This is a genomic window from Rhodoferax fermentans (genome assembly GCF_002017865.1).
Lineage (GTDB): Bacteria > Pseudomonadota > Gammaproteobacteria > Burkholderiales > Burkholderiaceae_C > Rhodoferax > Rhodoferax fermentans.
Window position 1 is genome coordinate 1,707,090 of sequence record NZ_MTJN01000002.1, and the last position, 12,875, is coordinate 1,719,964.

Consider the following 12,875-nt stretch of genomic DNA (forward strand, 5'->3'; position numbering starts at 1 on the left):
CATCCGTCTCCGATTTCGTTCTCGCAGCCGCGAGAGCGATCCACAGAATTTGTCTAGTGCGCCTGTCAGCATTTCAAATCTGCGGGGCTTGCGTCGCCAGATAACGGAATACTCTTTCCTGTGGAAAGGCTTCTCTCCGATCTGCGATCTGTTTCACAGCGTTGTATGCCTCTGCCTGCTCAAGACCGTAAATAGCAGACATGCAACTGTCCAGCAAACGCACCGTGCTGCCCTGACTTTGAAAGTAGGACAGTACGCTGCGCCCTTGTCCCACTAGCGGTCTGGCTTTGTCCCAGCACACCTGCCGACATTGGTCGAGGGGAGCACTCAGCAACTCATTGAGCTGTGTCTGTCGTAGTACATCCGCCTCATTGACCAGGGTGCGGCAACGCTTGGCTAAGACGGCCGCCACCACAAAGGCACCATGCTTGTAGAAAAGCCCCTCTGCGCCTTTTGTTGCTGCTGCATTGGAGGCGAGGACATCTCGAACAAAGCGAAAGAACTTCACCTTGTTGACAAGTTGCGCCCCAGTCAGCGTATGCGTGAACAGCGACTGGTATTCACTGGACTCAGCGTTTTGGAACCGGGAAATTTCGTTCTTGAGCCAGAACGGATAACGCGAATCGACCTCGAACAAGGCCAAAGCCTTCATGGCTTGCTCGATGGTGATGATGCTGGTTGATACCTCAGCGTTGCGAGGCGTTGCTTCGGGCCGATAGTGGTAGCTGTAGCCCAAATATGCCAACTCGCGGCGTAGCTCTTCTTGCCGAGGATCAAGGGACGCGAAGTTGCCAGTCGAAACGGGGTTCTGATGGTTGCGTGCCCGAGTCACAGACCGGCCGAACCTGCCCTCCGAATCAGCCTTAATGATTGTTATCAGAACCTTGGCATCGGAAATGTCACAACCTGGGTTCTGTGCGACGAACTCTGCGGCAGATGAAATCGTCTGGGCTCCGTTAATTACTGAGAGCCCTCGGAATTCCAATAGCTTGGAAACCTTGCTTCCGCGAGGCGACTCGATCAAATCTGCTAAAGCAGTTACGCCGTTATTCAAATAGAAGAATTCGTTTGGCGCTGTTCGCAAAGTTTCCTGGATGGCCTTGTTCACATCCGATTCACGTGAACCAAGGAAGTATCGAATATTGCGTTCATACAGCGCCTTCTTGTGATCGTTGTGCAGCGCCACCAATGCGGAGACCTGTACGATGCCTATATGCGTATCCCGGTGTCCGTCGAGGTGCTGCCACTTGCTCAGACGGAGCTTCCCGTTTACGACACCGACACTTTGTTCCGCCAGTAGGTCGGCTTGAACTTTGTCCGGGCCGTACTCAGCAATATCAGGCTGCAATCGCTCAGCCTGAACCTCGTGATGTTCTTCGTTTTCGGTCAGTTCTTTGAGCGCAGCGTTGGCATGCGCCGAAAATCCAGTGCCAATGTAGGCTACAACCAATTGAATGCGTTCAGCTTCGTCAAAGGCATCGTCTAGTTCGTCCTTGCGGCGCTTGACGTTCGTGTTGAAACGGTCGTAACGCTGACCCAGCAACAGATCGGCACCGTTGCGAAAACGTATAGCGTCAGGTTCGTCGAATTGCTTGCCAACCTCGAATTTTGTTTGCACGAGGAAAAGCGTCTTGCTCGTGGCCTCATAGTGGATGGCATCAAGGCCGTTGTCGTCGAAATCATCGACCACGGAATGCGCCGCGTCGGCAATGCCAAGGTTCAGCATCTTGTGCAGGACGAAACCGCTGAAGGCTCGGGAAAGCTGCTTTTTGTCTTGATCTGCTTTCGGGCGCTTTTTCTCGATCAGTTCTGGTAGATGCGGTACGAAGTCCTTCTCAAGTTTGTCCTTGAGAATATTCAGGAAGTTGGTGGCAAGCGCAGGCATCAAGCACGCCCCTTGTTGGCCCTGGGGCCACTTAGCTGCTTGATCTCACTGATACCCACCAGCGACCGCATCTGCGTGATGGCAATGGAGTTCAACTGCGCCAGCCGTTCGGGGGCAGCCAGCCCTTGATGAATTAGCACCGCATTGATGCTTTCGAGGTTGGATAGCACCACCAGTTGCTCAAGGGTGGCCGCGTCGCGCATGTTCCCACTCTGGTCTGGGTTGGCCTGCCGCCACTGGGCCGCCGTGATGCCGAACATTGCAACGTTCAGCAAGTCGGCTTCGCTGGCGTAGATGACGCTGGTCTGCTTCGGCGTGAGAAGCGGCGGAATCAGACGTTCTTTGATGGCGTCGGTGTGAATCTTGTAGTTGACCTTTGCCAAGGTGCGCTGAAAACTCCACTCCAAGGAGGTGGCGCGGGACTCCTCATCCTTGAGGCGCTGGAACTCCTTGATGAGGTAGAGCTTGAACTCCGGGCTCAACCAGGAGCCGAACTCGAAGGCGATGTCCTTGTGGGCATAGGTTCCGCCATACCGCCCAGCCTTGGCATGCAGGCCGACGGCGCCGGTGGCCTCGATCCACTTCTTGGCCGACAGGAAGAAGCTGTTGCGCCCAGCCTCATTTTTAATTCCCTCGAATTCGAGGGAATTAAATCCTGGGTTGTTGAGCTGCTCCCACACGCCCAAGAACAACACGGTGTCCTTGTTTTTGAGCCATTGCTCAATCAAGGCGCTGCCTCCGTCAAAGTTCCTCACCATGTCGGTGAGCGAGATGTAGTCCTGCTCGTGCCGGGTGGCGATGGTGACTTCGGCCCCTTTGACGTTGATAATGCGATTCTTCATGACACCTCCCATTCCGCAGCGAACAGCCGGGTAGCAATCACACGCTGCTTCAGTTGCTTTTCCAGTTCGTCGATCAGGCCGTCGCGCTTGGCTTGGATTTCGTCCTGGCGGTCGAAGAGTTCGCGCCGCCTGCGGTCACGCAAGGCTTCAAGATCGCGCTGATCTTTCTGCGCCACCAGCTTCTCGGCCAAGGTAGCAGCCCCTTTGCTCAGGGTGCGCGTTTCCTTGATACGGCGGTCGAGTTCCTTGATTTCGCGCTCAAGGCCGACCTTCAGGTCATCGGCCCATGTGTCGAGCTTGTCAGTCTCCTGCGTGAATGCAGCCAGGTTGCGCATCTCTAGCCCAGAGAGGACGATGGTCTTTTGCCGGTTGATTTCCTGTTCAAGCACAGGCGACAAAGGCACATAGGCGGCATTGAAATCTAGGCCCGGCTGTTCCACGCCAGCAACCGTATCGGCATTGGGCAGCGTGCTTGCCAGAGGCAAAGCATTGGCGACAGCAGGGATGGAAAGCAGCTTTTCGACCGTTTCTGCGTCATGGACTGCCCCCGTGTCGTCCTGCGCAGCCAACAGCAAATGGTCTTCTTTCGCACCCAGGGACTCAACAGTGAGAAGACTCACGGCCACGGTGCCGTAGCGGCCCACCAGTTGCTTGACCACTGCGACATGGGCACCGTAGCTGTTGTAGTGCATGCGGAGCTTTGCCGGGAAGAGCGGCAGGCCTTTGGCGTAGTCAAGCAGCGTTTGCGCCAACGGGTGTTGCAGCCGGTAGATGTGCGCTTCTTCGGTGCGACGCGGCAGTTCGTAGCGACCAAGCTGGATTTCCTGCCTTGCAGCATCACCGACAAATGACGGCGTGCTGTCCAGTTGGAAACCAGTCCCGTCTTCGTCGAAGCGGGCGCTTGCCCCCAGCGCGGCCTGTGTGAAGCGCATCAGCATGCGTTCGAGCTTGCCCAGCGAAGCGCGGGCGGCTTGATCGCGAAGGCGCAGCCGTTCCTGCACGTCTACGTCAAAGTTTTCAAGCAGCGCCTTGCGGGCGTTCAGCATGGCATCGCTGATCTCGCCAGCAAGATCGTCCTGCAACTGCTGGAAGGCCGATTGAATTTGCTCGGGGTGGCGGCAGGTTTGGTAAATCTCGGCGATGCGACGCTCGAAATCGACACCCGACTCAACTGCGCCAAGCACTTCATCGCTGGCCCCAAATACGCCATCGAACAGCCTGAACTTCAACGCCAGAAGTTCATACACGCGCCGGTCGGCCTCGTTTTCCTTGTTGAGGAAGTTCACCACCACCACGTCATGCTTCTGGCCGTAGCGGTGGCAACGTCCGATGCGCTGCTCCACCCGCTGTGGATTCCAAGGCAGGTCGTAGTTGATGACCATAGAGCAGAACTGAAGGTTGATGCCTTCCGCCCCGGCTTCCGTGGCAATCATGATGCTGCCTTGCTCTTTGAAGTACTCCACCAACGCGGCACGGGTATCGGCTGAACGTGACCCGCTGATGCGGTCTGTGCCCGCGTGCTTTTTCATCCAAGCGGCGTAAACCTCCTTGGAGCGAGCATCGTTGTTGGTTCCGTTGAACAGAACGACGCCCGGTGCGTAGGGCGTTTTTGCCAGCAAGCCGAGCAAGTAATCTTGCGTGCGACGCGATTCTGTGAAGATGATGGCTTTCTGGGCCGCGCCAAGCTCCAGCAACTTCTCGAATGCCACCTTGAGGGCTTGCAGCAAGGCCGAGCCCTTGGCGTTTTCGGTGATCGAAACGGCAAGGTCGCGGAACGACTCAAGCTCGATGATTTCAGCCTTGATGGCCAGAATTTCCTGTTCGGTCTTGGTTTTCTTTCCAGCTTGAGCTTCCTGCTCTTCGATGCGGTCGATTTCCTCGGCAATCTCGTCCAAGCCTTCAAAGTCCTGGTCAAGCTCCTCAGTCAGATCAAGGCTGGCCGACTTCTCGTCCAACGTCTGCCGCAGGCGTTTGGCGAGTGATTCCAGCGCCCCGGCAATGGCAAACGTGCTGGAGGCCAGCAGCTTGCGCAGCACCAGCGTAATGAGCTGCCGCTGGCTGTTGGGCAGTGCAAACAGAGAGTCGCGCTGGAGGTATTCCGACACGAGGTTGTAGAGGTCGGTTTCATCGGCACCCGGCACAAATTCCTGGAGCAGTGGAATCCGCTTGGTGTACTTGACGTAGGCCTCGACCTGACGCCGCAAGGTGCGTTTGCAGACCGGTTCGATACGACGCTTGAGGGCGTCGAAGCTGGCGGCATCCTTGATCGAGCCGAATTGACTGCGGAAGCTGTCCAGATCGCCGAAGACCTTTTCATCGACGAAGCTCACAAGGCCATACAACTCCAGCAGGGAGTTTTGCAGCGGCGTGGCAGTCAGAAGCACCTTCGGAGCAGAGACCAACGCATCCTTCAGCGTGCGGGCTGTTTTGTTGTCGGGCTTGTAGACGTTGCGCAATCGGTGCGCTTCGTCGATCACCACCAAGTCCCACGGCACGGCCTGAACTTCCTTGGCCTTGCCGCTGGCGAACTGGTAGGACGTGATGAGCACGCTAGGCGCTTCAAAGGGGTTGCTGGCACCGTCCTTGATGGCTTGCTTGTAAGACTTGGCCTCAAGCACTTCCGCCGAGATTCCGAACTTATCGGCCAGTTCTTGGTGCCACTGCTTGCGAAGATTGGCGGGAGCGATCACGAGGATACGGCGCTTGCGCTCAGCCCATCGTTGGGCGATGAGCAACCCAGCCTCGATGGTCTTACCAAGGCCAACTTCGTCGGCAAGGATAGAACCCTTGGACAGCGGGTTGCTCGTGGCGAAAAGTGCCGCATCAACTTGGTGTGGGTTCAGGTCAACTTGCGCGTCCAGCAACGCACCGGCCATGCGATCCATGGAATCCGAAGCGGCACGGCGGGTGAGTTGGTGCGCAAAGTAGGCGAGCTGGTGAGAGCTGTACGCTGGAGCGATGTCCTGAGCAGGCTGAATCGGTGGCATCAAACCTCGTCTCCCGTCTTGTTGTCGTTGGCACCACCAGACCTCACCCAAGCATCAACCTCTTCCCGTTGAAACTTCCAAGGACGACCGACGCGATGGGCTGGCATACCCTTCTTCGCAATCCACGCGTAGACGGTGTCTTTGCTCACGCCGAGATATTCGGCGATCTCTTCAACCGACAACCAACGGTCTGTCATGGCGGGCTTGTCCATCTTCTTTGTTATGCAGCTTGGTTACGCGCATGACCCCATGCATCGAAACACAAAATAACCAGGATAGTACTGAATAGTGATGAATAGGATTGATTATGACCGGAATTCTCGTAGTCATGACAAGCATGCCCCCTCCAAAAGACAGAGCCGACACGCTCCTCGCATAAAAGTGGGCGTGTCGGCTTGCAGTGGGCTCAGTTAGTAGGGGTGTCGATCCAGTCGGAGATCGCATGAACGGCTTCTTTCTCCATGCCAATAAAGCCGTGCCAGTGCTGGCCCGCACACACATCGCCTGTGGGGTTGGCCCCGCCGTCCACCACCATCAGCTTTTTGATCGGGGCGTTGATTAGCCCCTTGAGGATGTACGGCACTTCGCTGGCCTGACAGTGCTTGCAAGCATCCTTGGCATGGTGATAGACCAACACTGGAATCTTGATGGCTTTGAGGTCTTGGCGTGGTACAGCCCCCGGCGTGGCATAGCGGACGACGCTGGAGGTAAGCACCAGCCCGGCGATGGTCGGATCGGGCACATTGATCGCCATTGCGGTTGCAGACACCGTGCCGCGACTGGTGCCCACGATCCACACCGGCAGGCCGCTCTTCTGCTTCACGGACTCCAGCACCTTGGCAACGTCTGTCATATGTTTGGATTCGGTTCGCTCCGTCCAACCCAGCTCTTCCATGTCGTTGGGGCGACCGAAGATCGCGACATTGAAACCGTTGGCCAAGAAGTACGGTGCGGAGCGCACCAGGAAGTTGCCGCCAGTGGCCTTGCCGTCTTCGAACTTGCCAAAGCCCCCGCCGCCGCCTGGGAACAAAAACACGGTGGCTTTGGCGTCGGGTGCAGCCTCCCAGAACAACGTGGTCACGACACCATCGCGGGTCGGAACCTTGAACAATGATCCCTCTGCATGCGCGGCACAGGCGGCAAGCACGAGTGCCAATAGAACCAAGCATCTGCTAAGCATGTGTGTCCTCCCTTTCGATTCGACGTCAAAGGGCTACTCAAGCTCAGCCAGCATCTTTACTCTGGTACGCGACTTCAGCAGATAGATGCATTCATCGCGTCGGCGCTTGTCGCTGAACCGTAGCGAGTAGGAGCCGAACTCCCCGGCGATGTGCAGCTTGTTGCCGTCTTCGCGGGTGAGCTGGGCAATCTCTGCGAGCGGTACGGTTCTGAGTGCTGGGAAGAACGTCGGAAAGGTGATGGCACCTGCTTGCTGATCCACCACCACACCCAGCAGGCAAGCGGCCTGCGCAGCCAGTAGACGCTTGATGAGCAGCCAGACGGCGTAAGCCGCCAGCGCCGCGACTGGGGTGAATGCCGCGTGCCCTCGGAATGCCCACGCGGCAAATGCATAGAGGCCCCACAACGCAAACACGATGCCGAGTGTCGAGATCGCCAAAATGGGTGTCTGGGCCTCAAGGTCGTCAATGCGCTTGACCTGCGCGCCAGACAGGAACTGTTTCTTCAAGGCGCGGTACTGGAAATACGATAACAAGGCGGTCGCTGCTAATGCTGGGGCCAGCATCCCCACCAAGTCTGCGTTTTCGCGGGCTTCTTTTTCTGATCGCTTGGACACTTGAACTTCCTTCTGAAATAAACACTATCCGTTTGGTTGATGGCGCGAGTTTGCCAGAAACAAACTGATAGTTTGTGGACTGATAGAGTGTGAGTAGCAAAACTACCCGGCATGACCCGGGTACTTGTTAACAAACCGCAGCCGCTCGAAGCACGCTTCGCGCAAGAGCGCGACCGGGTGCAAGCAGTGTTTGGTTCCCGGCTGCGGGACTTCCGCGTGGCCAAGCAGTTGACGCTGGAAATGCTGGCCGAACGGGCCGACCTGCACGCCAACTACGTGGGTGCCGTGGAAAGAGGTGAGCGCAACCTGAGCCTGTACAACATCTGGCGGCTGGCTCATGGCCTGGGGCTGGATGCAGCAGACCTGATGCAGGAACTGCCTGCACGTAAGGGCAAGCACTGAAGATCGTCAGTTCCGGCTTTCCTGTCGTAGTTCCTCTGCCACCTCTTCGATCACGCCAGCAGGTATGCCCTGCACTTGCACGGGGTAACGCAGCTCGATCAATCGCCGCCGGTAGCTTGGTGGACACTGTTTGAAGTAGGCCCGTAAGGCATTGCGCCAAGTGTGGCGGAAGAAGCCTTGGGGGTCGGCGGACTCCCGGTTGGCCCGAAGCACCTGAATCGGCCAGACCTTGGCGCTTTCCCACAGTACCCCGTCCACCACGAACTTGCGCAGGCGCAAAGGGTGCAGCCAACCGAAGTCTTCCTCCGGCCCCATGATCTCAACGCGGTTCAGCGAGTAGCCAACTTCGACCGGAGCGAACTGGAGGCTGGCATCCATGTCGGGGCGGTACTGCAAGCGAAAGCACCTACCGGTGCGAAAGCGAAATTCCAATTGCCAAGGCCCGCTATCGCCGTCTCGCACCATCTGCGGCGCTTCGGCCAGTGCCTCTCCTGGCGTAGGCAGAACCGGACTGGCGCAGTGCGACCAGTGGGCACCGCCCGTGAGTGGCAACCAGTACTCCAAGTCCTCGGCTTCGCACAGGCTGGCCCGAAAAGGCAGTTCGGCAGTCCCGCCACCGTGCAAACCAATCTTGCTGCCTTGCGGGTTACCCAGGTGGCGGACTGGTGAATGGCACAGCAGTGCATGCCGGTTGCATCCAAGAACGATGGCACCGAACAAGGGTGCTGGGTCTTCGGTCGGCGGCAGCGCGGCCGCCCACGGTTCACAAACGCGAAAGGCCACGACGGTCTGGCCTGCCAGTGCGGGAAACAGAAAGGGGCCGCGCATGGCTTACTTCCCTGCGGTCTTCTGCATCTGCGTTACGCCGATGTACCAGCTTGGGATCAGTCCAGCCAGGTCAGTGGTAGCCGCAGGTTTGCCCGACGCAGAGTCCACGCAATAGGCTTGGATGGTTTTTCCGTCTGTTGAGCGCATGCGATGAAAGACCACACACCGTCCCACCTCCCAGTCAGCGTCGTAATCCACCATGGCAATCGCCACATCGGGCAAGTCCTTGAAATCTTTGGCCTCCTTCCAAACCGTCGCAACGAGACCATACGCGGCCAAAATTTTGGCGATCAGGTCGCCGTCGATATAGGGGTAGTACGGCCCTGCTTTGGGCACGCCCAGCGTTTCCGCCTGTTTACGGATGTCGTCCAACGTCTTGCCGTTGCCGACAAGGGAGGCGATGACGCAGTACACATCTGCATGCCGGTCTTCGCCTGCTGCGACGCGCTTGAAGTGGGGTTGAAAATTTGAGGAGGTAAGTGCTGTAGCCATGGATTGGTTCCTTGAAAGGTTGAAATCAACGCGCAGGGCAAAGCCAGCCCGAGTTGCCGATGGGCTCAGAGGTTCATGAATCAGGGGAGATTGGGCTTTGCGGCAGTGGGCTGGTGTCTGCCCTACGCGCTGGTCGGCGGCAAGCCTGCACTGAGTTGTGCTGTTGCCGTGACGTTTTCAGTGTAAGCGCCTACCAACAACCAACGCGAACACAATAACTTTGCCAGACAGCACGTCTTGCCAAGTGCCTCCGTGCAGAAGGCATCAGGAGGTTTGCAATCCAGAAAGAAAAACGCCACAGGGTTTGTACCGCTGTGGCGTTTGATAGTAGCTTTGATATTTGCTTGTTGATATGCGGGCTGCTAAAATGCGGTAAATCCCTTAAAAATCAACAACTTATCAAGTTGTGTTCTGGCGGAAGCTGTGAGATTCGAACTCACGGATGTCGTAAAACATCGCCGGTTTTCAAGACCGGTGCCTTAAACCGCTCGGCCAAGCTTCCATGCCTGAATTGTAGCTTGAGGTGCCGGGCAACTCCGTTGTAGAGTTGTCAACTTGGTCCTGCCTTATGATTTGCCCGGTGCGACACCCCCGGCTCTTGCCATGCTTCAAGGAAACCACATGAAAGCCTTCCCTGCCGAAAGTCACCGCCTGTTTTCGCGCATCCCCTTCAGTGCGGCTGTGACACTGCACCTGCCTGGCAAAACGCTGGAGGTCAGCTTGCTGGACCTGGCACTCAAAGGCGCCTTGGTGCAAACCGATGTGCCTGAAGACGTTCAGCTTCAGGCGCCGTGTCGCCTGTTGTTGCCACTGTCCAACGACGGTGAGACGATTGAGATGGCAGGCACGGTGGCCCATTTGAAAGGCTGTCACATCGGCATGCGCTGTGAGCACATTGACCTGACCAGCCTGACCTTGTTGCGTCGCCTGCTGGAGCTCAACACCGGGGACGCCGATTTGATGGACCGCGAACTGTCCCACCTTTTCTCCAGTCGGCAGGCCTGAGCCAAGCCAAGTAACGGCGCACGATCAGGCGAGGTTACATTCCCGCCGCAACAAAGACAGCGCGTCACTGAGCTTGCTGTCGTGGTCACTCAACAGGGTGGATTGCGCTTCGGCCACAAAGTCCGACCACAGCCGGGTGTAGTCGTCCTGATGCTGCTCCGGCGCGTGTTCCTGCACAAACTGCGTCGCCTTCTCCGGGAAAAAGCCGCTTTTGCGCATCTTGCGGATCAGGGTGGCGGCTGACTTGTCGGTCAACAAGGTTTTGGGCGGACTGCCAGCTGCCACACACACACACAGGGTCAGCAGGGTGCCGTCGTCACCATGGCCCTGGGTCAGCTTGTCCCAGGCCGCTGAACGCGCACGGTCATGCTGGCTGACTTCACTCAAGGCATCTTCAATCCAGAAGTAGCGCCCCATGAATGCGGGCGTCTGGTCAAACAGCTTGCGCACGCCCAAACGTGCATCGAGCAATTTGGGCAAATCAGACACCACACTGTCACGCACAGAGGCCACTACCTCGCAGTACTCGGCAGGCAGGTTCTTGGGCAATACCAAGGATAAAGTGACTGCAGCCCCTTCCTTACGCCGCAACATTGCTATCATTTTCTCGAACATCGGCCAATCAGGCAGCTCCTTGCGCCGCGTAGCGGCCACCAGCAGGGCGGTACGGATCACTGCCTCGGCATCGGGCTCGTAGTCTTGCAACTCATCAGCGGCCAGCCCCAACTGGTCCGCCATCCACAAGGCGGCGTCCACCACCCGCGCCACACGTTGACGCGCCGCCAGTTCGACTTGAACCTCGGCAAAACTTGCCAAGGACCAGCGCGCCAGTTGCGGGATGTGTCGGTCCGAAAAACCACCACGTTCGTTCATGCCGAAGTGGGTGTTTTGCGGCATCACGATCATCGCCTTGAGCAGGTCCGAGCCCGCTTTGGAGCGCGACAGGAACGAGTGTTCACGCAACAAGGTGGCCGCCACACGCAGGTCACCCTCGCTGGCCAACTGCAGGTGCAGGCTGACCAGATTGACGATGCGGTCACGTGCTTTTTCAAGTTCGGGGCGCAGGAACTCGCTGCCAAAGTAGCGGGCGATCTGCACCATGCCTTTGGGCGCTTCCTCACGGATGGCGTCGAGTTTGGCGGCATCGATCAGCCCATGCTGGACACCGTACAACAGCGCCTTCTCGAAAAAAGGGCGCCCGTCAAACAACGAAACGGCACCAGAAACGTCAGCGGCAGATGGGGTGGTGGTTGGCATGTTTGGCTGGGCGGGCATCAAGGCCGGCCCACAAGGCTAGATGGCGGATTCTTCGTCTGACTCGCGCGCTGCGGGTGTGGCTTTGCCCAGGTCGGTGTCACGGGTCTCCACCTTGCCATCGTCCTCGGGCAGGTCTTCGGCATCCAGCCCCAGCTCAAAAGCCCGCGCTTTGGCACGCAACACCAGCAGCATTTCAATGAACAGGTCGGGCAACTCGTGGCGCAGCAGCCAGGCCAGTTGCATCCAGTCCTGGTCAGCCACCTCGTCTTGGTCCACACGCGGGCGCGCCCACGCGTTGGCGCGCAGGTCGTCTTCGGAGACCATGTCGCCGTCATCCTCGACGGTGTCAAACACACCGGCACGGGCGAAAGCCTCCACACGGCTCCACTTTTCCTCAAAGTAGTCGGCCAGTGCCTCGCTGCCACCTTCCAGGTCACCAATCGCGGTCAAAAACGCCAGCGGGTCGGCACCATCACGGAAGATCACCGAGTTCATCATGCCGCGCAAATGGCCACGGGTCAGGTCGCGGTACTGCTTTTCAATGACCACGGCGCGGGCAAACTGCTCGGGCGTGAGCATCAGGTTGATGATGGATGACTTGGAGTTGTCGTACTCGCGGATCACCGCCAACACGTCTTTGGGAGGCAGCTCGGCGAGCACCTCCATCAGCGCGCCATCGCCCTGGGTATCGGCCAGTTCAACCAGCGCCGACTCGGCGCCCACGATGTCACCGGCGGCAATCAGGGATTGGGTTTTTTCGATCAGGGCCAAATGTTTCATGTCACTCCTTGCGGTCAAAACCCTGGCCTTCGAGCCAGTCAGCGCTGGCTTCGTCGTGGTCCTGGTCGGTCCTGTGGGCGTGGTCATCATCCGCGTCAAAGTCGTGACCATGGTCCAGATGGCGGGCCTGCGAACGGCTGCCGTGGTCGGTGTGTTCCGCGGGCTCCTCGTCGTTGGCATGGTCTTGCTGGTGCGGCGACGGCCTCTGGTACAGGTACTCCAGCGTGGCAGCCACCGTCATGAACCAATCACCCATCGGCTGCTTGAGCAACACGTCGGCCAGCTTGCTGGCCCACGGCGCCATCTGAACCGCATCCGCCAGACTGTCCCAGTCGGGGAACTCGTCGGACTCCAGGGTCAGCACATGTTCCATGACGGCTGGCAGCTTGAACTGGAAGCCACCATGAAAAACCACCGCCACCATTTCAGGTGCGGTTTCCATCATCTGGCTTAAAAAAGTGAGCTGGCTGCGCTTTTCCTGCAAGCGCTGGCGCAGCACATCCTTGCCCTCGGAGTCCGAGGTCAGGTCATCAATCTCCGCCTGGTAGGCGTTGTGCAAAGCACGAAAAAATGCAGACATGCTCATCGCAGTTCCTTCCAAA

At 58.0% G+C, this 12,875-nt stretch carries 13 protein-coding genes and 1 tRNA gene; 2 read left to right on the plus strand and 12 right to left on the minus strand.

From position 1 onward, the window contains the following. Positions 1-73: 73 nt before the first annotated feature. From RF819_RS08140 to RF819_RS08165, 6 genes are all read right to left on the minus strand, one after another. Positions 74-1,885: an AIPR family protein gene (locus RF819_RS08140; protein WP_078364526.1), complete on the minus strand. Its 1,812-nt coding sequence runs from the start codon at positions 1,883-1,885 to the stop codon at positions 74-76. Further along, positions 1,885-2,727, minus strand: coding sequence for a KilA-N domain-containing protein (locus tag RF819_RS08145; protein ID WP_078364527.1), 843 nt, complete (start codon positions 2,725-2,727; stop codon positions 1,885-1,887). Before RF819_RS08145 ends, RF819_RS08140 begins: the two co-directional genes overlap by 1 nt. Continuing rightward, the gene (locus RF819_RS08150) at positions 2,724-5,714 is read right to left on the minus strand and encodes an SNF2-related protein (RefSeq protein ID WP_420853871.1); all 2,991 of its coding nucleotides are present in this window, start codon (positions 5,712-5,714) and stop codon (positions 2,724-2,726) included. The genes RF819_RS08145 and RF819_RS08150 overlap by 4 nt, the downstream gene beginning before the upstream one ends. Beyond that, positions 5,714-5,926 carry a methylation-associated defense system helix-turn-helix domain-containing protein MAD1 gene (gene mads1, locus RF819_RS08155; RefSeq protein ID WP_242472796.1) on the minus strand — a complete coding sequence of 71 codons (213 nt, stop codon included), beginning with the start codon at positions 5,924-5,926 and terminating at the stop codon, positions 5,714-5,716. Before mads1 ends, RF819_RS08150 begins: the two co-directional genes overlap by 1 nt. A 194-nt stretch (positions 5,927-6,120) precedes the next feature. Further along, positions 6,121-6,861 (minus strand): alpha/beta fold hydrolase, encoded by a 741-nt coding sequence (locus tag RF819_RS08160; RefSeq protein WP_244899946.1) that lies wholly within the window; start codon positions 6,859-6,861, stop codon positions 6,121-6,123. A gap of 66 nt (positions 6,862-6,927) precedes the next feature. Continuing rightward, a complete protein-coding gene (locus RF819_RS08165; RefSeq protein WP_078364530.1) occupies positions 6,928-7,509 on the minus strand; it encodes a hypothetical protein in 582 nt (193 codons plus the stop codon). Positions 7,510-7,620: 111 nt separating this feature from the next. On the opposite strand from RF819_RS08165, the gene RF819_RS08170 reads away from it, so the two are divergent. Next, positions 7,621-7,911, plus strand: a complete 291-nt coding sequence (locus tag RF819_RS08170; RefSeq protein WP_078364531.1) for a helix-turn-helix domain-containing protein — start codon at positions 7,621-7,623, stop codon at positions 7,909-7,911. Positions 7,912-7,917: 6 nt separating this feature from the next. Here the strand turns inward: RF819_RS08170 and RF819_RS08175 are convergent, their stop codons facing one another. The 3 genes from RF819_RS08175 to RF819_RS08185 form a co-directional block, all read right to left on the minus strand. Then, a complete protein-coding gene (locus tag RF819_RS08175; protein ID WP_078364532.1) occupies positions 7,918-8,739 on the minus strand; it encodes a hypothetical protein in 822 nt (273 codons plus the stop codon). Between the two features lie 3 nt (positions 8,740-8,742). Then, positions 8,743-9,231 (minus strand): hypothetical protein, encoded by a 489-nt coding sequence (locus RF819_RS08180; protein ID WP_078364533.1) that lies wholly within the window; start codon positions 9,229-9,231, stop codon positions 8,743-8,745. A 412-nt stretch (positions 9,232-9,643) separates the two neighbouring features. Next, a tRNA-Ser gene (locus tag RF819_RS08185) sits at positions 9,644-9,733 on the minus strand. A gap of 119 nt (positions 9,734-9,852) precedes the next feature. On the opposite strand from RF819_RS08185, the gene RF819_RS08190 reads away from it, so the two are divergent. Continuing rightward, positions 9,853-10,236 (plus strand): PilZ domain-containing protein, encoded by a 384-nt coding sequence (locus RF819_RS08190; RefSeq protein ID WP_158081247.1) that lies wholly within the window; start codon positions 9,853-9,855, stop codon positions 10,234-10,236. Positions 10,237-10,260: 24 nt separating this feature from the next. Here RF819_RS08190 and RF819_RS08195 read toward each other — a convergent pair whose 3' ends face one another. From RF819_RS08195 to RF819_RS08205, 3 genes are read right to left on the minus strand one after another with little or no spacing between them, the layout of a single operon-like run. Continuing rightward, positions 10,261-11,493, minus strand: a complete 1,233-nt coding sequence (locus RF819_RS08195; protein WP_242472793.1) for a hypothetical protein — start codon at positions 11,491-11,493, stop codon at positions 10,261-10,263. 36 nt (positions 11,494-11,529) lie between these two features. Then, positions 11,530-12,273: a hypothetical protein gene (locus tag RF819_RS08200; protein ID WP_078364536.1), complete on the minus strand. Its 744-nt coding sequence runs from the start codon at positions 12,271-12,273 to the stop codon at positions 11,530-11,532. Position 12,274: 1 nt separating this feature from the next. Further along, positions 12,275-12,859 carry a hypothetical protein gene (locus tag RF819_RS08205; protein WP_078366845.1) on the minus strand — a complete coding sequence of 195 codons (585 nt, stop codon included), beginning with the start codon at positions 12,857-12,859 and terminating at the stop codon, positions 12,275-12,277. Positions 12,860-12,875 lie beyond the last annotated feature (16 nt).

Bases quoted from the DNA above. Each gene is read 5' to 3' on its own strand.
- RF819_RS08175 (WP_078364532.1), bottom strand. From the start codon at position 8,739: ATGCGCGGCCCCTTTCTGTTTCCCGCACTGGCAGGCCAGACCGTCGTG.
- RF819_RS08180 (WP_078364533.1), bottom strand. From the start codon at position 9,231: ATGGCTACAGCACTTACCTCCTCAAATTTTCAACCCCACTTCAAGCGC.
- RF819_RS08140 (WP_078364526.1), bottom strand. From the start codon at position 1,885: ATGCCTGCGCTTGCCACCAACTTCCTGAATATTCTCAAGGACAAACTT.
- RF819_RS08170 (WP_078364531.1), top strand. From the start codon at position 7,621: ATGACCCGGGTACTTGTTAACAAACCGCAGCCGCTCGAAGCACGCTTC.
- RF819_RS08200 (WP_078364536.1), bottom strand. From the start codon at position 12,273: ATGAAACATTTGGCCCTGATCGAAAAAACCCAATCCCTGATTGCCGCC.
- RF819_RS08195 (WP_242472793.1), bottom strand. From the start codon at position 11,493: ATGCCAACCACCACCCCATCTGCCGCTGACGTTTCTGGTGCCGTTTCG.
- RF819_RS08145 (WP_078364527.1), bottom strand. From the start codon at position 2,727: ATGAAGAATCGCATTATCAACGTCAAAGGGGCCGAAGTCACCATCGCC.
- RF819_RS08205 (WP_078366845.1), bottom strand. From the start codon at position 12,859: ATGAGCATGTCTGCATTTTTTCGTGCTTTGCACAACGCCTACCAGGCG.
- mads1 (WP_242472796.1), bottom strand. From the start codon at position 5,926: ATGGACAAGCCCGCCATGACAGACCGTTGGTTGTCGGTTGAAGAGATC.
- RF819_RS08190 (WP_158081247.1), top strand. From the start codon at position 9,853: ATGAAAGCCTTCCCTGCCGAAAGTCACCGCCTGTTTTCGCGCATCCCC.
- RF819_RS08150 (WP_420853871.1), bottom strand. From the start codon at position 5,714: ATGCCACCGATTCAGCCTGCTCAGGACATCGCTCCAGCGTACAGCTCT.